The sequence below is a fragment of the Pectobacterium wasabiae CFBP 3304 genome (assembly GCF_001742185.1).
In the GTDB taxonomy this organism is placed as follows: domain Bacteria; phylum Pseudomonadota; class Gammaproteobacteria; order Enterobacterales; family Enterobacteriaceae; genus Pectobacterium; species Pectobacterium wasabiae.
This window is the reverse complement of sequence record NZ_CP015750.1, coordinates 4,748,550-4,767,862: the sequence shown is the minus strand read 5'-3', so window position 1 is coordinate 4,767,862 and position 19,313 is coordinate 4,748,550. Positions and strand designations below refer to the sequence as shown.

17 protein-coding genes and 1 pseudogene are annotated in these 19,313 nt (G+C 52.3%); 11 read left to right on the top strand and 7 right to left on the bottom strand.

The genetic code is table 11. From position 1 onward, the window contains the following. Positions 1-10: 10 nt before the first annotated feature. The gene (gene cobB / locus A7983_RS21650) at positions 11-841 is read left to right on the top strand and encodes a Sir2 family NAD+-dependent deacetylase (RefSeq protein WP_005970455.1); all 831 of its coding nucleotides are present in this window, start codon (positions 11-13) and stop codon (positions 839-841) included. Positions 842-1,405: 564 nt separating this feature from the next. Here the strand turns inward: cobB and A7983_RS21645 are convergent. After that, positions 1,406-2,122, bottom strand: coding sequence for a Crp/Fnr family transcriptional regulator (locus A7983_RS21645; RefSeq protein ID WP_005970450.1), 717 nt, complete (start codon positions 2,120-2,122; stop codon positions 1,406-1,408). Positions 2,123-2,238: 116 nt separating this feature from the next. On the opposite strand from A7983_RS21645, the gene A7983_RS21640 reads away from it, so the two are divergent. The 6 genes from A7983_RS21640 (at position 2,239) to A7983_RS21615 (ending at position 6,618) form a co-directional block, all read left to right on the top strand. After that, on the top strand, positions 2,239-2,580 hold the full coding sequence (locus A7983_RS21640; protein WP_005970448.1) for a cupin domain-containing protein: 342 nt from the start codon (positions 2,239-2,241) through the stop codon (positions 2,578-2,580). Positions 2,581-2,618: 38 nt separating this feature from the next. Next, positions 2,619-3,383, top strand: coding sequence for a class I SAM-dependent methyltransferase (locus tag A7983_RS21635; RefSeq protein WP_005970446.1), 765 nt, complete (start codon positions 2,619-2,621; stop codon positions 3,381-3,383). 172 nt (positions 3,384-3,555) lie between these two features. Then, the gene (gene btuC, locus A7983_RS21630) at positions 3,556-4,593 is read left to right on the top strand and encodes a vitamin B12 ABC transporter permease BtuC (protein ID WP_005970443.1); all 1,038 of its coding nucleotides are present in this window, start codon (positions 3,556-3,558) and stop codon (positions 4,591-4,593) included. Positions 4,594-4,645: 52 nt separating this feature from the next. After that, complete coding sequence (locus tag A7983_RS21625; protein ID WP_005970441.1) at positions 4,646-5,197, top strand: glutathione peroxidase; 552 nt, start codon at positions 4,646-4,648, stop codon at positions 5,195-5,197. Next, positions 5,198-5,974, top strand: coding sequence for a vitamin B12 ABC transporter ATP-binding protein BtuD (btuD, locus tag A7983_RS21620; protein WP_039478694.1), 777 nt, complete (start codon positions 5,198-5,200; stop codon positions 5,972-5,974). 149 nt (positions 5,975-6,123) lie between these two features. Next, positions 6,124-6,618, top strand: a complete 495-nt coding sequence (locus A7983_RS21615; RefSeq protein ID WP_081503809.1) for an NlpC/P60 family protein — start codon at positions 6,124-6,126, stop codon at positions 6,616-6,618. Positions 6,619-6,974: 356 nt separating this feature from the next. On the opposite strand, the gene edd is transcribed toward A7983_RS21615, so the two are convergent. Next, a complete protein-coding gene (edd, locus tag A7983_RS21610; protein ID WP_039478695.1) occupies positions 6,975-8,822 on the bottom strand; it encodes a phosphogluconate dehydratase in 1,848 nt (615 codons plus the stop codon). Positions 8,823-9,661: 839 nt separating this feature from the next. Here edd and gntR point away from each other — a divergent pair. Further along, complete coding sequence (gntR, locus tag A7983_RS21605; RefSeq protein ID WP_039478696.1) at positions 9,662-10,657, top strand: gluconate operon transcriptional repressor GntR; 996 nt, start codon at positions 9,662-9,664, stop codon at positions 10,655-10,657. Positions 10,658-10,661: 4 nt separating this feature from the next. Here the strand turns inward: gntR and A7983_RS21600 are convergent, their stop codons facing one another. After that, positions 10,662-11,189, bottom strand: coding sequence for a gluconokinase (locus A7983_RS21600; RefSeq protein WP_005970430.1), 528 nt, complete (start codon positions 11,187-11,189; stop codon positions 10,662-10,664). A gap of 296 nt (positions 11,190-11,485) precedes the next feature. Here A7983_RS21600 and gntT point away from each other — a divergent pair. The 3 genes and pseudogenes from gntT to A7983_RS21585 all read left to right on the top strand — a co-directional run bounded on the left by gntT (position 11,486) and on the right by A7983_RS21585 (position 15,550). Continuing rightward, a pseudogene (gene gntT, locus A7983_RS21595) lies at positions 11,486-12,819 on the top strand (gluconate transporter). Positions 12,820-13,187: 368 nt separating this feature from the next. Continuing rightward, positions 13,188-13,913 (top strand): EAL domain-containing protein, encoded by a 726-nt coding sequence (locus tag A7983_RS21590; protein ID WP_005970425.1) that lies wholly within the window; start codon positions 13,188-13,190, stop codon positions 13,911-13,913. A 185-nt stretch (positions 13,914-14,098) separates the two neighbouring features. Continuing rightward, positions 14,099-15,550: a protein adenylyltransferase SelO gene (locus A7983_RS21585; RefSeq protein ID WP_005970423.1), complete on the top strand. Its 1,452-nt coding sequence runs from the start codon at positions 14,099-14,101 to the stop codon at positions 15,548-15,550. 20 nt (positions 15,551-15,570) lie between these two features. Here A7983_RS21585 and A7983_RS21580 read toward each other — a convergent pair whose 3' ends face one another. From A7983_RS21580 to A7983_RS21565, 4 genes are read right to left on the bottom strand one after another with little or no spacing between them, the layout of a single operon-like run. Continuing rightward, positions 15,571-16,368, bottom strand: a complete 798-nt coding sequence (locus tag A7983_RS21580; RefSeq protein ID WP_005970421.1) for a heme ABC transporter ATP-binding protein — start codon at positions 16,366-16,368, stop codon at positions 15,571-15,573. Continuing rightward, a complete protein-coding gene (locus tag A7983_RS21575; protein ID WP_005970419.1) occupies positions 16,361-17,365 on the bottom strand; it encodes a FecCD family ABC transporter permease in 1,005 nt (334 codons plus the stop codon). Before A7983_RS21575 ends, A7983_RS21580 begins: the two co-directional genes overlap by 8 nt. Then, complete coding sequence (locus tag A7983_RS21570) at positions 17,362-18,180, bottom strand: heme/hemin ABC transporter substrate-binding protein (protein ID WP_005970416.1); 819 nt, start codon at positions 18,178-18,180, stop codon at positions 17,362-17,364. Before A7983_RS21570 ends, A7983_RS21575 begins: the two co-directional genes overlap by 4 nt. Beyond that, complete coding sequence (locus A7983_RS21565; RefSeq protein ID WP_005970413.1) at positions 18,177-19,226, bottom strand: hemin-degrading factor; 1,050 nt, start codon at positions 19,224-19,226, stop codon at positions 18,177-18,179. Before A7983_RS21565 ends, A7983_RS21570 begins: the two co-directional genes overlap by 4 nt. Positions 19,227-19,313 lie beyond the last annotated feature (87 nt).

Below are 19,313 nucleotides of genomic sequence, written 5' to 3'. Positions count from 1 at the left end.
TGGAGAAAGTATGTATACGCGTCAACGATTAGGGCGTTTTCACAAGGGAAAGCGTATGCGGCAACAGCGTCTTCGGGCGCGTATTTTCCATCGTGATTATCTGGCAGCAAGCGAAGTGAAAAAACCGCGTGTTGTGGTACTGACGGGCGCAGGTATTTCGGCAGAGTCTGGCATTCGTACCTTTCGTGCCGCCGATGGCCTGTGGGAAGAACATCGAGTCGAGGATGTCGCGACGCCTGAAGGCTTTCAGCGTAATCCCGAACTGGTGCAGGAATTTTATAACGCCCGTCGTCGTCAGCTACAGCAGCCGGAAATTGTACCTAATGCCGCGCATCTGGCGTTGGCTAATCTGGAAGCGATGTTGGAAGACAACTTCCAACTGATCACACAGAACATCGATAACCTGCATGAACGTGCCGGCAGCCGGCGCGTCATCCATATGCACGGTGAGCTACTGAAAATACGCTGTAGCCAAAGTGGGCAGATTTTTGAGTGGACGGACGACCTCGCTGTCGGTGAACGTTGCCACTGCTGTCAATTTCCCGCGCCGTTACGCCCGCATGTGGTGTGGTTTGGTGAAATGCCGCTGCACATGGACAAAATTTACCATGCACTGTCGCAGGCTGATTACTTTATTGCGATTGGCACGTCGGGGCATGTCTATCCCGCTGCCGGTTTTGTCCATGAAGCCCACTCACACGGCGCCTATACGCTGGAGCTGAATCTGGAGCCTAGCCAGGTAGAAAGCCAGTTTGATGAAAAAATCTACGGCCCCGCGAGTACCGTGGTGCCCGAGTTTGTCGGTGCCTGGCTGACGCGTGGTCAAAGCATCAAGTTTTAACCGTCAGCAAAACGTGAAAACGTCATGAATCGTATGAAGATGACGTTTTCTTTTGCCGATCGTTGCCGCAACAACATTCGTCAAGCTGATCGAAGGGCAACATGGCGGCGTGGTTAAAGAAACAATATTCACTTTCGCTACAGTGAGCATGCGCAGCGGTTTCTGTCGGCGAGGCCGCCTGCGGCGGCTGTTGGCTGGCATGGCGTGACCGTGCTCCATGGAGAGATAAGGTTCGTCGGAAAAAGCCCAGCATAGCGTTACCTCACGGCGTCTTATAAAGACATATATGTTAATGAGAGTTATTCTCATCAATGTAAGCTAAGCGTAGTTGATAATTCGGTGATGGGGGAATGACAATTGTCAAAATGTATATACTCGTCATACTTCAAGTTGCATGTGCGTTGGCTGCGTTCACTCACCCGAATCACTTACTTGAGTAAGCTCATCGGGATTCCTTCCCTTGCCGCCTTCCTGAAACTTGAATTATTTAGAGTATAACCACCGTTGTTCTATTCGCCCGTCATGCTTCATCTTACAACGCCTTAGCACCGCCAATTATCCCCGTCAGAATGTCCGTCTTGCCTCTGCTGCCAGCGCTTTCAGATAATTCAGATCGCACAATTCCACCTGATGGCCTCGATAGGTAATGTGGCCCTGTCGCTTCCAGTCGGACATCAATCGACTCAATGTTTCACCACGCATCCCCAATGATGTGGCGAGTTGACCGCGGCTCACAGGTAATATCAGATGCTGAGTTTGTTGTATGTGGTGCTGGCGCAGCAGGTAATCTGCCAGACGCTGTGGCGCGGAACTGGAAGTCAGCCAGTCGATTTGGTTGATCGTCGAGTAGAGTTTTTTGCCCAGATAATTCAGTAAACGCAGCGCCAGCTCGGGGCGTTGCAAACAAAACTGGTGAATATCCTGCCGTGGGATCATGAGCGTGTGGCCATCGCTTTGTGCACGAATATTCATCGGGAAGCGGCCGTGATCCATAAATACCGCGGCAATAGCGACAAACTCACCGCGTTCAAACTGCCCGAAAATTTTCTCATCTCCGCCATAGGTATGGCGAAAAGCCTGTAATTTTCCCGTTTCAACCAGCAAACAGTGCTGCATTTTGTCGCCTTCGCGAAACAGAACGTCATCCTGTCGGAAAAACAGGCGCTCGCTTTTGGCCAATAGCTCACATACCACGTCGCTGGGTTCACCGCGCATCCAGTCATGCTGAAACAGCACGTCGCCGTATTCATCGGGCGATAGCGCCTTTTTGACAAATGTCATTTGCCCTCCCAGAGGCTGGTATTACCATCAAGCTAGTAAATGAAAATAATAATCACTTGCATGAATTCAGCAAGCAAAATCATGGCGCGCTGAATCGAAAATAGCGGAGCGTTTCTATGAAAGACAATACCCTTCCGGCGGCACAGGCGCTGGTTCTCCATGAATTGATTACTCCAACCGAACACGGTATCGCCAGTCGCGTGTTGGCCCGTACCGACGGTGGCAATGTTACGCTATTTGCCTTTGACCAAGGGCAGGGGTTGAGCGAACACAGTGCGCCTTATGATGCACTGGTTATGGTCCTCGAAGGTGAATTATTGCTGACGATCGGGGGTGAACCTGTCGTCGCGCAGCCTGGCTCGTTGGTACGTATGCCCGCCAATATCCCTCATGCCGTTGATGCACAGCAGTCGTCACGTATGTTGCTGACCATGCTGAAGACGCTGAAAACGCAGTAAATAGCGAGTGCGATAACACAGAATTAAGGAGTGACAGTATGAGCGATCATGAAGCAGGACATAAATTTTTAGCCCGCTTGGGGAAAAAGCGTTTGCGCCCCGGCGGCAGAAAGGCAACCGAATGGCTGCTCAGTCAAGCTGGGTTCCAGCAGGACAGCGTAGTACTGGAAGTTGCCTGCAATATGGGCACCACGGCGATGGAGATCGCGCGCCGTTTTGGCTGTCAGGTCATCGGTGCGGATATGGATAAAGTGGCGCTACAGAAGGCGCAGGAAAATGTGGCAGCGAACGGTTTGGCCTCGCAGGTCACGATTATGCAGGCAAATGCGCTGGAACTGCCGTTTCCCGATAACCACTTTGACGTGGTGATTAATGAAGCCATGCTGACGATGTATGCCGACAAGGCCAAGAGCCGCATTATTGCTGAATATTATCGCGTACTAAAGCCGGGCGGTCGCCTAATTACGCACGATATCATGCTGCTTTCCGAGAAGGACACCGGAGCATTGCAGGCGGTGGAACAGATGCATAAAGCGATCAACGTACACGCTCAGCCGATGCTGCGTGAGCGCTGGGTTACGCTGTTTCAGGAGTCTGGCTTTAGCAAGGTCAACTATGATAACGGCGCGATGACGCTACTGACGCCGCAAGGGCTGATTTATGATGAAGGCGTAGCGGGTGCGGCACGCATCGTAAAAAATGCGCTGAAAAAAGAAAATCGCAGCATGTTCTTCAACATGTTTCATACCTTCCGCCGTAATCGAAACCAGCTTAACTATATTGCGGTATGCAGCACCAAGTAACGGTCGTATTCATTTTGAATGCGTCGCGGTAGCAAGGAAAAAGCGTGTAAGGTAGGCGAAATCGTTTAACATACGTGACAACATTTAGAGATGCCTTGTGTGGTTGCAACCCTCACGGGGTGTTCTCTTGATTGCGCTTTTTATAGCGCTGAATTCCTTGTTACGGTGAACAATGCAGCCATTACCGCCGGGTGATATCACGCGAAAACACGCGATGCCGTTACCCCATTACAGCCAGCTAAAACAACAGCAGTGCAGACGCGATCGTCGAAGTCTGGCACTGCTGTTGGCGTTTCTTGTGCTCACGCTGGTTGTCAGTCTGTGCGCCGGGGAACGCTGGATTTGGCCGACGGCTTGGCTGGATGATGCCCAGCAACTCTTTGTCTGGCAGTTGCGTTTGCCCAGAACGCTGGCCGTGATGCTGGTGGGTGCCAGTTTGGCTATGTCTGGCACGGTCATGCAGGCCGTCTTTGATAATCCGCTGGCTGAACCGGGGCTGTTGGGTGTCGCGAACGGTGCAGGCGTCGCCTTAGTGTTGACGGTGCTGTTAGGGCAGGGGCTTTTACCCGTCTGGGTGTTAAGCCTGAGCGCCATTGCTGGTGCGCTACTGATTACCTTTCTGTTACTTCATTTTGCCCGCCGTCATATTTCCAATACCCGTTTGTTACTCATCGGCATTGCGCTCGGGATTATCTGTAGCGCGGTGATGACTTGGGCTGTCTATTTCAGTACCAGCCTCGATTTACGCCAATTGATGTACTGGATGATGGGCGGTTTCAGCGGCATCGACTGGCGACATGGGTGGCTGATGTTGGCGCTATTACCGTTGTTGCTATGGCTGAGCTGTCAAGGCACGGTACTGAATGGGCTGATGCTGGGCGAGATTCAGGCGCGTCAATTGGGTATACCGGTCTATCGCTGGCGCACGATCCTCGTGCTGGTCATGGGGATACAGGTTGGGTTGAGCGTGGCGCTGGCCGGTATCATCGCGTTTATTGGTTTGGTAATCCCCCACATGCTGCGGCTGTGCGGACTGACCGATCAGCGTTATTTATTGACCGGATGTGCGTTAGCCGGTGGCGGTGTTCTGCTGCTGGCAGATACGGTCGCTCGTGTTGCGCTGAGTTCAGCCGAGTTGCCGATAGGCGTGGTTACCGCTACGCTGGGATCGCCATGGTTTATCTGGCTGTTATTACGTAATCGACTCTAGCTCGTCTCTATTGCTGACGCTGCTGATTTCTACCAACAAAAGGATCGAAACGATGAGCACTGAAATCTACGCTATTCCGCTGACCACTATCGACGGGAAAGCGACAACGTTCGAAGCGTTTAAAGGGCAGGTTGCTTTAGTCGTCAACGTCGCCTCTCAATGCGGCCTGACTAAACAATATGACGCGTTGGAAAAACTCTACGAAACCTATCGTGACCAAGGTTTGGTTGTACTGGGATTCCCATCAAATGAATTTGCAGGTCAAGAACCGGGTTCGGAAGCAGAGATTCAGGAGTTCTGTCGTGGGACGTTTGGCGTTCAGTTCCCGATGTTCAGCAAGATTGAAGTGAACGGTGAGAACCGCCACCCGCTATATCAACTGTTAATTCGTCAGCAGCCGGAAGCCAATGGCACTTGGAAGAGTGATTTTTTTGCTCGCCTGGTGAATAAAGGCCGTAAGCCCAAGAATCCAGAAGATATCCTGTGGAATTTCGAGAAATTTCTGGTGGATCGCGACGGACGCGTGATTGAGCGTTTTTCGCCGGATATGTCGCCTGACCATGACACCATCGTGAAAGCGATAGAAGCGGCGTTGGCAAAATAATTGACTCAGCAGACTTCCCCAGTATTGCAACTGCGGCAGGCCAGCGTCTTGCCGCGGTTATCACCAACGACTGCGGAATGCCATCGCGGTGAACTGCTGCATATCATTGGCCCAAACGGTGCCGGAAAGAGCACGTTGCTGGCAAGAGTGGCTGGCTTATTGGTGGGTGAAGGTGAGATCCATCTGGCTGGCACTGTACTGTCGCAGTATACGGCGGCGGATTTAGCCGCACGACGCGCCTATCTGGCACAGCAGCAACCGCCGCTGGCGCTGATGCCGGTGTTTCAGTATTGGCAATTGCATCAACCACCGCTGGCTCAGGAATACGCAGTTGAAAAGGTGGTGCACTTTCTGGCTGAACGCCTGATGTTAACCGACAAGCTAGCGCGCCCGCTCATGCAGCTATCAGGCGGTGAGTGGCAGCGCGTTCGGCTGGTGGCCGCACTATTGCAGATTTGGCCGACGATCAACCCGCACGCGCGTTTGCTGCTGCTGGATGAACCGACCAACAGTCTGGATGTGGCTCAGCAGGTGGCGCTGGATTCGTTACTGAGCGAACTCTGTCGCTTGGGGATTGCCGTCGTGGTTTGCGCACACGATCTCAATCATAGCGCCCATCATGCGGATCGTGTGTGGCTACTGTCGGCGGGCGTTCTGGTGGCACAGGGCGAGACGGAGGATGTCATGCTGCCAGAAGTGCTATCTCCAGTGTTCGGCGTTGCGTTTCAGCGGCACGTGGTCGATGGCCGAAATTGGATTATCACCCGCAGCGCCTAACCTTTATCGTTAGAAAATAGGTGCCGCCAGAAAATAGGAAAAATCGCCTTTACTTGCCAGCTACCCTGATTAAACGCTAAATTAATCCAATACCTAGCATTTTCAAACGCCAGAGGTTTATGGCCTCGGCGGTTTTATGGTAATCGCGCATGATACGTTTACGACCTGGTTTGATCCTACGATACAGTTTGCTCCTCGCCAGCCTGATTTTGGTCGGCTGTAGCAGCAGTCGGCATAATAATCCGCCGCCGAATGCGCGTCTGAGCGATTCGATTATGGTGATGGTGCAGCTAAACGATCAACTGGGACAATGGTACCGAACGCCTTATCGTTATGGCGGTCTGGATCGTAATGGCGTTGATTGCTCCGGTTTTGTCTACCTGACGTTTCGCGATAAGTTTGGTATGCAGCTACCGCGCACCACGGAAGAACAAACTGAGCTGGGGGAGCGTATTGATCGTGATAATTTGCTGCCGGGCGATTTGGTCTTTTTCAAAACGGGCAGCGGCGGCAGTGGGCTGCATGTCGGTATTTACGATAAAGACGACCAGTTTATTCACGCTTCCACCAGCCAAGGTGTCATCCGCTCGTCGCTGGATAACGTATATTGGAAACGGGCATACTGGCAGGCCCGCCGCATTTAATTCCTTACTTTGTTTACATACCTTAAATAATTCGATTTACAGGACAACACGTTAGCATTTTGAACAACGCAAAACGTTTGCCAGCCGACGGCTGGCAAACGGTGAGAGATATTCTGCCTCTCATTTCATCCCAATTGGCTGATCTTATCCACGTAAAGTGGATGCGGCCCTAAGTGAGATTCTGGCTTTCAAATTGTTCCGGACTAAGGCCACCACGGAGGCCCTTCTAGGTGTCAAGTTGATCGATTTTGGTTACGAATCAACCCGTACACTTCACGTGAGATGTAGCGCATCACGCACACGTCGTGCCGTCATGCGCGATGACATCGGCCGCAGGTCTATTTGTACGTAAAACGCTACTGTGCAGATCCCTGTTGAGGCGAGTGCGCGTAATGGTTGGGGATCGCGCTGGCTCCCTGTTCTGCACCGGTAATGTTCTCACGCAAGGCGGTAAACAACTCTCGCCCCATTCCCACGTGGGATGCGGATAAATCTGGTTGTTCGGGATGGCGCTGCGCCAGTTCGATTTCATCGACTAACAGGCTGATTTCGCCGCTGATGCCGTCAACGCGGATCATATCGCCATCCTGGACTTTTGCCAGCAACCCTCCGACGTAGGCCTCGGGTGTGACATGGATAGCAGCAGGCACCTTGCCAGATGCACCCGATAAGCGGCCATCCGTCACCAGCGCGATGTTGATGCCTTTGTCCATCAAGACACCGAGCGGTGGCATCAGTTTGTGCAGTTCCGGCATGCCTATCGCTCTCGGTCCCTGATAACGTACGACAACGACGCAATCGTTGTCCAGTCGACCGGCTTTAAAGGCGGCATCGACATCGTTTTGATCGTTGAAGACCACCGCAGGCGCGATGATAGTTTGTCTTTCATTCGGCACAGCAGAGGTTTTCATCACTGCGCGGCCCAGATTGCCGGAAAGCACTTTGGTGCCGCCGTGTTTGGCGAACGGGGTTTCCAGCGGGGCAATCACATCGGCATCCAGCGATATCTGTGGACCCTCGCGATAGACCAACTTACCCTCTTCCAGGAACGGTTCCTGGGTATAACGGTGCAGGCCAAAACCTGCTACGGTGTGAACGTCTTCGTGCAGCAGGCCACCGCGCAGTAATTCCCGCACCAACAATGATACGCCTCCTGCGGCCTGAAAATAGTTGATGTCACCAGGGCCGTTAGGGTAAATGCGACACAGCAGTGGCACGACCTCGGATAGTTCAGAAAAATCATCCCAGGTGACAGTAAAACCGGCCGCTTTCGCCATTGCCACCAGATGCATGGTGTGGTTAGTGGATCCACCGGTTGCCAGCAGTGCGACGATACCGTTGACGATCACTTTTTCGTCCACCAACTTGCCAACAGGCAGGTAATCTCCCGCACTTTCTGTCATTCGGGTGACCTGACGTGCAGCGGCTTCAGTTAACACATCGCGCAACGGAATATCCGGGTAGATAAAAGAGGATCCGGGCAGATGTAGCCCCATGATTTCCATGACCATCTGGTTCGAGTTGGCCGTACCGTAAAAGGTACAAGTGCCTGCACCGTGGTAAGCGCTGGCCTCCGACTCCAGCAGCGCATCACGACCCACTTTCCCTTCAGCATACAGTTGGCGGATACGCACTTTCTCTTTATTGGAAATGCCTGTGCGCATTGGACCTGCGGGCACAAAAACCGCAGGCAAGTGGCCAAAAGAGAGGGCGGCAATAAACAATCCGGGGACAATCTTGTCGCACACGCCTAAAAAGAGCGCACCATCAAACATATTGTGTGACAACCCGATCGCTGCTGACATCGCGATCAGATCGCGGCTGAACAGTGAAAGCTCCATGCCGTCTTGCCCCTGTGTCACGCCGTCGCACATGGCCGGGACGCCGCCTGCTACCTGGCCGACAGCACCGATGGCGTGCAACGCCTTTTTGATCAGTTCTGGGTAACGTTCGTAAGGTTGATGGGCAGAGAGCATGTCGTTATAGGACGTAATAATGCCGATGTTGCTTTTGATCATGTTCTTTAAATCGGCTTTATCCTCTGGCGAGCAAGCGGCGAAGCCGTGTGCCAGATTGCCGCAGGCAAGCTCGGAGCGGTGTACGGTTTTGTTTTTGGCTAATGCAATCCGAGCCAGATAACGGCTACGTTCAGCCTGAGAACGAGACAGGATATTCTGGGTAACGCGTGCAACAATAGGATTCATGCTATGCCCCATGTGTTTAACATTGATGCTTTGCTTAATTAAAATTAGATGCCAATGACGTCGAAAGAAATAATTGGGATACTGCGACTATCGGGCGTTTTTATTATTTTTTAAGATGATAAATACTCTCGTGCAAATAAGTGCGCGATGCGAGAACGTCAATAAATAAAGTGCCCTTTAATACGGTGTATACCGTAAAACAGTGTGGGCGTATTCAGGGTGGCGAATAGGATTTATCGCAACCTTACTTGATTCAGACTTTCATCTTTGCCGCTAATCGTTCTCTCCAATAGGCCATGTATCAGGACGTCCTGACAGTGATGAGACCACTATATACTCAAATGATACCGGTAACAATGGGTTTTATGATGGCGCTTTACTCGATTCAGCCGAGGTGAAAATTATTTTGTGATAAAGATCACATTGTGATACGTGTCGGTGGGAAAGGCGCAAAATGTGCTATATCAGACCACCATCGTGGTGGGGGGTAATATCTAAAATAATAATGGAAAAAATAAAAATTAGTTTGGATTTTTTGATGCCGTTTTATGGGGCGGTATTATTTAAGGTTAAAGAATGAAAAATAGAAGTTAACTAATGTGTAGCGGAATGTTTTTTACAAAGCGTTGCGTTGAATATTTTTGATGGATGTTAATGTGATCGGAATAATGACGTTTTTTAAATGAACAATAAGGAGAAGGGGATGGGTGTTTTGTCATTATTAATCATTTAATTGTTATGTAGGGTCGGGTTGCCATCGTGTCACCTCCATACACAGACAGCATTGGTTTTCTTTGTTACACTAGGGTATCGGCCAACAATATTTCAATTGATTGAAAATGAAGAAGAAAAGACCAGGTTTACAAGATGTGGCCAACTGTGTCGGCGTCACTAAAATGACCATTAGCCGCTATTTACGCGATCCGCAGAAGGTATCGGCGACGCTACGCGACAGAATTGCCGCTGCGCTGGATGAATTGGGGTACATTCCCAACCGGGCACCGGAGATTTTATCGAATGCCACTAGCCGAGCGATTGGCGTTCTGCTTCCTTCATTGACCAATCAGGTGTTTGCTGAAGTATTGCGCGGCATTGAGCGCGTGACGGATGCGCATGGCTACCAGACGATGCTGGCGCACTATGGCTATCACGCTGAGCGTGAAGAGATGCGCTTGACGTCACTGCTTTCCTACAACATTGATGGACTGATCCTTTCTGAGCGTTCTCACACGGAACGCACGCGCAAGATGATTGAAGTGGCCGGCATTCCGGTGATTGAAATCATGGACAGCGAATCTCCCTGTATCGATCTGGCCGTGGGCTTTAACAATTTTGAAGCCGCCTACCAGATGACTCAGGTACTGCTGGCGCGTGGGCACCGTTTTCCTGTTTATCTCGGCTCGCGTCTGGATGAACGTACTCTGATTAAAATGCAAGGGTATGAACAGGCGATGCGTGAGGCCGGGCTGGTGCCACGTGATGTCAGTACCGATCGCCCCTCGTCTTATAGCCTGGGCGGCGAACTGATGAAAGAAGCGCTCGAACGTTATCCGGAAACCGACAGCCTGTTTTGCACCAACGATGATATCGCCATTGGTGCTGCCTTCGAGTGCCAACGGCAAGGGTTGCACATCCCCGATCAAATGGCGATCGCTGGCTTTCACGGACACGATATTGGCCAGTCGATGGAGCCCAAGCTGGCCAGCGTGTTGACGCCGCGTGAAAGAATGGGGCAGGTGGCGGCAGAGCGGCTGCTGTCTCGGTTGCGCGGGGAGGTCGTTACCCCGCAACGATTGGACTTGGGCTTCACCATCCTGCACGGCGGCAGTATTTGAACCCTTAGCGGCGAGAGACCACGCCCGCGTTGCGTAATGCTGCCAGGCCACGCGCAACGACTTCATTAAAGTCGCCATCGATGTCGATACTGACCACGTCAGTTTCATCAGCGGCCGGTTCTTCCAGCGCGTCGAATTGGCTTTTGAGCAGATCGGTTGGCATGAAATGCCCAGCGCGCGCCTTGAGACGTTCCAGAATGACGTCAAAGCTGCCTTGCATATAAAGGAACAGCATTTCTGGATTGTCTTGACGCAGACGATCGCGATAACGGCGTTTTAAGGAAGAGCAGACGATCAGGCCCACTTCGTTCTTATGGCGCAGGCTGTAGGCAGCATCATTGAGACGCTCAAGCCACGGCGCACGATCGTTATCATCTAATGGCTGGCCGCTGGCCATTTTTTGAATGTTGGCGCGTGGATGCAGATCGTCGCCGTCGATGAATTTAGCGCCCAGCGCGTTCGCGATGGCGGCTCCCACACTGGATTTACCACACCCAGATACGCCCATGATGATGATGCTTTGTCCTGCCATAGTTTGATCTCTATCTCAAAATGAATATTTAAGCTTGCTTGGTAGTTTCGCATTTTATCACGTTACCGGTATCATGATACCGGTAACAAGTAGGGGTGTGACAAAAATCACAAATTACCGATGGCATAATAGAGGGTGTGAAGTACAACTCCAGCATGTCAGGCTTTGGCTCCTAAAGCTCGGTAGCAAGCGCTACCAGGTAACAAAAAGAACGCTATCTTGAAGTCAACGTAGCTTTTATAGATCTGACTGTAATAGCGACAGCATCTGTACGATTCCTATATCGGAGAATTATTATGCCATTAATCATTGTAGCAATTGGGGTTGCCCTACTGCTGCTGCTGATGATCCGTTGTAAATTGAACGGGTTCATTTCATTGATTCTGGTGTCGCTGGCCGTCGGCTTGGCGTTGGGCTACACCACTCAGGGGGATTTAACGTCAATGGTGTGATCACCTCTATCAAGAATGGGGTTGGCGGCACGCTGGGCAGCTTGGCCCTGATCATGGGGTTTGGCGCCATGTTGGGCAAACTGCTGGCAGATTGCGGCGGTGCCCAACGTATTGCGACAACGCTTATCGATAAATTCGGTAAGGACCGTATCCAGTGGGCAGTGGTCTTAACCGGTTTTACTGTCGGTTTTGCGCTGTTTTATGAAGTTGGCTTTGTGTTGTTGTTGCCGCTGGTGTTTACCATTGCGGCCGCGGCGCAAATTCCATTGCTGTTTATCGGTGTGCCGATGGCTGCAGCGTTATCAGTAACCCACGCGCTGTTGCCTCCGCATCCGGGCCCGACCGCTATCGCTATTTTGTTCAAAGCTGATATGGGTAAGACCCTGCTTTACGGCACTCTGATTGCTATCCCTACTGTGATTTTGGCAGGGCCAGTCTATGCGCGTTTCCTGAAAAGTATCGATAAACCCATTCCTGCCGGATTGCACAATCCGAAAGTGTTTGCCGACCACGAGATGCCGAGCTTTGGCATCAGCGTATTCACTACCCTGATCCCGGTTATTCTGATGACGGGCCGTGCAGTAGCAGAAATGACGCTGCAAAAAGGCCACCCGGTGCTGGGTTACGCGGAGTTTTTGGGCGATCCGGTTATGGCGACCCTGATTTCCGTTATCGTGGCGATCTTTACCTTCGGGCTTAATCGCGGTCGTAGCATGGATCAGGTAATGGATACCGTTAGCGATTCCATCAAGATCATCGCCATGATGTTGATGGTTATCGGTGGCGGCGGTGCGTTCAAGCAGATTCTGGTGGACGGTGGCGTTGCGAAGTATATCGAAACGCTGATGGCGGGCAGTACGCTGTCGCCGCTGCTGATGGGATGGGCGATTGCTGCGGCATTGCGTCTGGCTCTGGGTTCAGCGACCGTTGCGGCCATGACCGCAGGCGGGATTGTTGCGCCATTGCTGACCATCACAGGGGTGAGTCCTGAGTTGATGGTGCTGGCAGTCGGTTCCGGCAGCGTGATTTTCTCTCACGTGAACGATCCGGGTTTCTGGCTGTTTAAAGAGTATTTCAACCTGACTATTGTCGAAACTATGAAGTCCTGGTCTGCGTTGGAAACCATTATTGCGGTGTGTGGCCTGATTGGCTGTCTGTTGCTGAGTATGGTGGTTTAATCCCTGCTTTCCGGTTGCCCTCGTTCTGAGGGCAACCGAATCCCGATCTTCCTACGTAAAGTGGACGCTGCCCTAAGCAATGTTCTGGTTTTCAAACTGTCCGGACTCAGGCCGCCACAAGCACTATGCGTGGTTATAACCACACTCGATATAATCAAACATCGTCGTTCTCATCGCTTCTCGCCGATCTTTCAGGGAACAATGGCAAAACGCACACCATTAAAGTCATTCGTGAGGCCGGACTCTGAATAAACTGGCGGCATGGCAGAAAAGTGCTTTTCGTGCGTTATACGAGTAAATGCTGTAGATTCACTTATAATAATAACTTAATGTGACTATTTCCCGCGTCCATCATGTAGTATAAGATCATGCGCATCCATCTAGCTGTTGACTACATTAGTGACTATGTTTTTTGGCCGATATTCAGGTTGGATGGAACATTGCTAGCTGTTGAAATGATAAGCCATTTTAATGGACTCTCGGGCAAGTTGAGTATGCCCGCCGATATTCTCCTCATGCAGTTAAATCCGAGCCAGAAACATGATTTTATTCATGAACAGTTGCTTTTTATTAAAGAAAAATCTGCATGGTTTATTGATAACCACGTTCAATTGGTGCTGAAAGTCGGCCGTGAAATAACAGAAATTTTAATTAAATCTGACGTACTGCGCGGTGAAATCAAGCGTCTCGATTTTGTCTTGTTGGAAATTAATGAATTTTTCCCACAGCTATCGCAGGGAAAAGAAAACGCAGCCCTGCTGAATTTGAGCCAATCTTTTCCTTTGTGGCTGGATAATTTTGGTTCTGGAAAATCCACGCTTAAACCTTTGCACGATGGGTTAGTGCGCGGTGTGAAGCTGGATCGCCAGTTTATCGGACAGCTCTTATCGCGACCGGCCAATACGCTGATGATGGAACCGTTACTACGGACGATTAAAAACAGTTATTCGGGCATCTGTATCGTTGCCAAAGAAATTAATAATATGGCAATCCTGAATAAAGTTGGGCAACTGAATATTGATGCTGTTCAAGGGCAGATGTGGCCAGCCGTACATTTTGATGGGCTTAAACAACGCATGGCACCGATCGGCTAATTTAACCGACCCAACTGACTTCAGGAGTGAGGGGGCGGTCTGAATGGGGGCGTGAAATAATATCCCTGTATTTCCTCCGTGTTAATTTCATTGCCATCCCTCTACACTTTCTCCATACCCGTTAGTCGTTGTGTCGCGAGCGTGTGGCTCTCTTCACCTGAACAGGGTGGCATTAGGGAGATAGGATGCAGCAAACACCGTTATTCAAAAATCACTACTTTCATCAATTGCCGGGGTTCTATACCGCGCTACCGCCGACGCCGTTGCATGGCGCGCGCCTGCTTTATCACAGTGAAGGCTTGGCCGCAGAACTCGGCCTTTCTTCCGACTGGTTTACGCCAGCACAGGATAATGTCTGGAGCGGCGAACGTTTGCTGTCGGGAATGGAACCGCTGGCACAGGTGTATAGCGGCCATCAGTTTGGTATGTGGGCGGGCCAACTGGGCGACGGGCGTGGCATCCTGCTAGGGGAGCAGCAGTTGGCGGATGGCCGCAGCATGGACTGGCACCTGAAAGGCGCGGGGTTCACGCCGTATTCGCGCATGGGCGACGGTCGTGCCGTGCTGCGTTCGGTGATCCGTGAATTTCTCGCCTCGGAAGCAATGCACTACTTGGGGATCCCCACCACACGGGCGCTGACGATTGTCACCAGCACACATCCGGTGCAGCGTGAACAGGAAGAAAAGGGCGCTATGTTGCTGCGCGTGGCGGAGAGCCATGTGCGTTTCGGTCATTTTGAACACTTTTACTATCGTCGAGAACCGGAAAAAGTGCGTCAGTTGGCGGAGTATGTGATTGCCCGCCATTGGCCGCAGTGGGAAAACGACGAACGTCGTTATGAACTGTGGTTTGGCGATGTGGTAGAACGTACTGCTCGGCTGATTACACACTGGCAGGCGGTTGGGTTCTCACACGGTGTCATGAACACGGACAACATGTCGATTCTGGGGCTGACCATCGATTACGGCCCTTATGGTTTTTTAGATGCCTATCAGCCGGACTTCATTTGTAATCACTCCGACCATCGCGGGCGCTACGCGTTTGACAATCAGCCAGCGGTTGGGCTGTGGAACCTGCATCGTCTGGCACAGGCGCTGTCGGGACTGATGGATACCGACGCGCTGGAGCGTGCGCTTGCTCGCTATGAACCCGCGTTGATGCAGCACTATGGCACGCTGATGCGCGCTAAGCTGGGTTTCTTTACCGCAAGTCCCGATGATAATGATGTGCTGGTTGAGTTATTACGTCTGATGCAGAAAGAGGGCAGCGATTACACCCGTACATTCCGTCTGTTGGCAGACAGCGAGAAGCAGGCATCGCGCTCGCTGCTCCGTGATGAGTTCATCGACAGGGCGGCATTCGACAGTTGGTTTGCTGTCTATCGCCAGAGATTGATGCAGGAAGATCAGAGCGATGAGGAGCGCCGTCGGCTGATGAATGCGACGAATCCAAAATATATTCTGCGTAATTATCTGGCGCAAATGGCGATTGAACGGGCGGAAAATGATGACATCAGCGTGCTGGCACGTCTGCATCAGGCGCTGTGTCGGCCGTTTGACGAACAGCCGGATAACAACGATTTGGCAGCGTTACCGCCAGACTGGGGTAAGCATCTGGAAATATCCTGCTCCAGCTAAGCCGGAGCAGGGATGACAGACTATTGCCGCAGATAAACCTGCGGGATGGCGTAGTCAGGATGCGAGCCCACGCTAAGATCGGCTCGATACCAGTGGGCCAACGTCTCTGCCTGTAGTACGTGTGCAGGCGAGCCTTGTGCAACCAGCTTGCCTTCGTGCAGTAGCAGAATGCGGTCGGCATACAGCGCCGCCAGATTCAGGTCGTGCAGGACGCAGCACACGGCTAGCGGTTGTTCACGCGTGAGTTGCTTGAGCAGTCGCAAGAGGTGCTGCTGATGGTAAAGATCCAACGCTGACGTGGGTTCATCGAGAAATAACCAGCCTGGCGTCGGTTCTGGATGCCACAGTTGTGCCAACACTCGAGCCAATTGCACCCGCTGTTGCTCTCCGCCGGAAAGATGGCGATAGTCGCGTGCCGCCAGTTCCAGACAGCCCGTTTGTGCCATGACCTGTTGAACAACGTCATCATTTTTTGAGTAACGTCCGTGGGGAGATCGTCCCATCGCGACGACATCCTGCACGCTAAACGCAAACGCCATGCCACTATGCTGACGCATCACCGCACGCGTTTTTGCCAGTGCGCCGGGCTGCCAGTGCGCAAAGGGTTGTCCAGCTAACAGGCATTCTCCCTCATCGGGTGTCAAATAACCGGTCAGTAAACGGAGCAGGGTGGATTTCCCTGCGCCGTTAGGACCAATAATCGCCACGATTTCCCCGCAATTCAGTTCCAGAGAAACATCATCGGTCAGATAGCGTCTGTTGGTCTGAAAGCGCAGATGGCGGGCGACTAACGTCCTGTCGAGCGAAGAATCAGTCATTGCCGCGTCCTTTATGCTGAACGATCAGCCATAAGAAATAGGGGCCGCCAATCAGGCTGCTTAATAACCCAACGGGCATTTCTGCCGGAGAAAGTAATGTGCGCGCCAGCGTATCGGCAAACAGCAGCAGACAGGCACCGCCGAGGATAGAGCCAGGAAGGAGCCAGCGATGATCGGCACCCAGATGCATACGCATCAGGTGTGGGATGATTAGCCCAATAAACCCGATGACCCCGCTAACGGCCACTGCCACGCCAACCAGCAGCGAACTCAGCAACAGTAGCGTGTATTTGGTGTGTTTCACGTTAACGCCGAGGTAGTGCGCTTCCTCATCCCCTAGCTGCAACAGATTCAGGCGGCGTGCATAGTACAACGTGGCGATCATCGCAGGAATTGTCAGCGTGCTGGCAACAAGCAGCATGGGCCACTGCGCTTGTCCAAGACTCCCCATGCCCCACAGCGAAAACTGGCGCAACTGCTGGTCGGTACTGAGGTAGGTCAAGACGCCGATGAAGGCAATACACAGCGCATTGAGCGCGATACCTGCCAGCAATAGCCGGGTTAACCCACCTTGTTCGGAACGGCTGAGGATGAAGATGATGGCGGTAATCGCCAGACTACCTGCAAAGGCGGCGAACATTGGGCCGTAAAGCGCTAGCAGCGGGGGCAGGCCGAGTGGCAGCACGATAGTCAGCGCTACGCAGAGAGCGGCACCGCTGCTGATACCCAGCAGTCCGGGGTCGGCGAGTGGATTACGAAACAGCCCTTGCATAATTGCGCCGGAACAGGCCAGTGCCCCGCCGACAAGTATCGCCAGCAGCACGCGGGGAACGCGGATATTGAGCCAAATATGCCAGATCGGATCGTCAAACGGCGTTTGCCATAACATTTTTAGCGATAGGCTCAGTGCGCCCATGTTGGCGGCACCAACCATCAGTGCCACCATCAGCAACAGCAGCGCGATCAACCAAGAGCGCGGATGAAACCGTGACGTCATTTTATCGCTTCGGCTGTCTGACGCAGCGTTGCCATCAGCGCCGGGGTTTCGAGCGTAAAGCCGAGCATCGCCATGTCATCGACCACCAACAGACGCTTGTGCTTACCCGCAGGCGTCAGTTCCAAGCCGGGTAACTTCCAGACTTGTGCGTCGCCGCCCAGCATTTTCAGTCCCTGACTGGAAATCAGAATCAGATCCGGTGCGCTGGCAATCACGCCTTCCTGCGACAGCGGCTGATAACGTTCAACATTTTGCATGGCATTCTTCAACCCAGCATGGCGGATAATCGTGTCCGCTGGGGTATTTTTGCCTGCAGCCATCGCGGTCATGCCGCCGTGGCTGAGAACGAACAGCACGTTAACCGGTAGCGGTGACGTTTTTACTGCCGCCAACTGCTGCTGATAGGTTTCTGTCAGTTTTTTACCTTCTGCGTCTTTTCCGAGCGTCTGCGCAATGGTCCCGATTTTCTTCGGCACGGCATCGAGCGATGGCTCAGCGGTCACATGAACCACTTTGGTGCCGCTGTCCGCAACCTGCTGCAAGATGAGCGATGGCTGAGACAGATCGCTGGCAACGACCAGAGAGGGTTTCATTGCCAGAATGCCTTCGGTGTTGAGTTGGCGCATATAGCCTACATCAGGCAACGTCTTCACGGCTTCCGGGTGCAGACTGGTACTGTCGCGCGCAACCAGATCTTTCTCTGCGCCCAGCGCATAGATGATTTCCGTGACGTCGCCACCGATAGACACAATACGCTCGGCAGCAGACACCCCGAGAGGGAGTGTCAATAACAGGGGGAATAGCCAGTTTTTCATGCGGCAAGATCCTTATGCGGTTTCAGGGCATCGACCTGGTCGCGCCACTGCTGTTGTTCCGGCGTTCCTTCGGTACGTTGTCCAAAGAGTTGTGCAATTTGAGAGCCGTCAGCGGCATAGAGTTCGAGGCTGGTTACGATACCGTCGACCGTTGGTTTACGCGTGATCCAACTTTCAGCAATTGCGCCTTCGATCAGATGCAGCGTGAAATCTTTATTAAAGATGTTGATCCATTCCGCGTGTTGCTCCATGCGCTCTACACGCTCAAGCGTACCCGTGAAGATTTGCACACAGCCACGGTTACCGACAAATACCATGATTTCGTTCTGATCTTCACGCGCGGCAAACAGAATCTGTGACAGTGCATCATTTTCTACACGGTAGGCCAAATCGTCAGCGACCGAATTAAACGCCTGCTGACGCGTCAGATTATAACGCTTGAGCAGGATGAAGAAATCATGCACGTCCGTCATCGCACGCCAGTCTGCTTCAAACTGAGGATTGTGGGCGACGGCCTGCTCTGCGGCGGTGTTACCTGCTGGACGAAGTGCCAACGCCGGGTTTTCGCTGCTGGTAAATTTCTCAACGAATAGCTGCCAGGCGGCCATGTCCGTGGTGTCGGTTGTGTAGACCTTCAGAATGGCATCACCCTGATGATCGAAGAATTGGATGCTCTGGCGCTCACCGCGCGCGGTGTTTTCACGCAGTTCAAAGGCGGAAGCCCATTGAGAAAGGAACAAACGCAGATCCAACTCGCGCGGGTTGAGGATAAGACCGGCATGCCCATCAAGCGTCTGATTTTGATAGTAGCCAGTATGTTCATGCACGGCGTACTCGTTGCGAGTGATCGACTTGGTATTACCAACCTGCTCCAGCGCACTGAGCCACACTTTGGCGTCACCTTGCAGGCGCTGAGCATCGTGTCCAACACGGGCGTGAGTCAACTCCGCTTCGCTGATGCCGAGCTGCGCGGCCAAATCGCGTGCGTATTTGCGCGGATGTTCAACTTTAGCCTGAAGGTATTGTTGGTAAATGGACGTCTGCATCGGGTTCCCTTAATCGTTGTCGTAAAGATTATAGCAATGAATGAGAATCATTTTCATGTAACAAAAACGCAACCTCAAGTGAAGTTT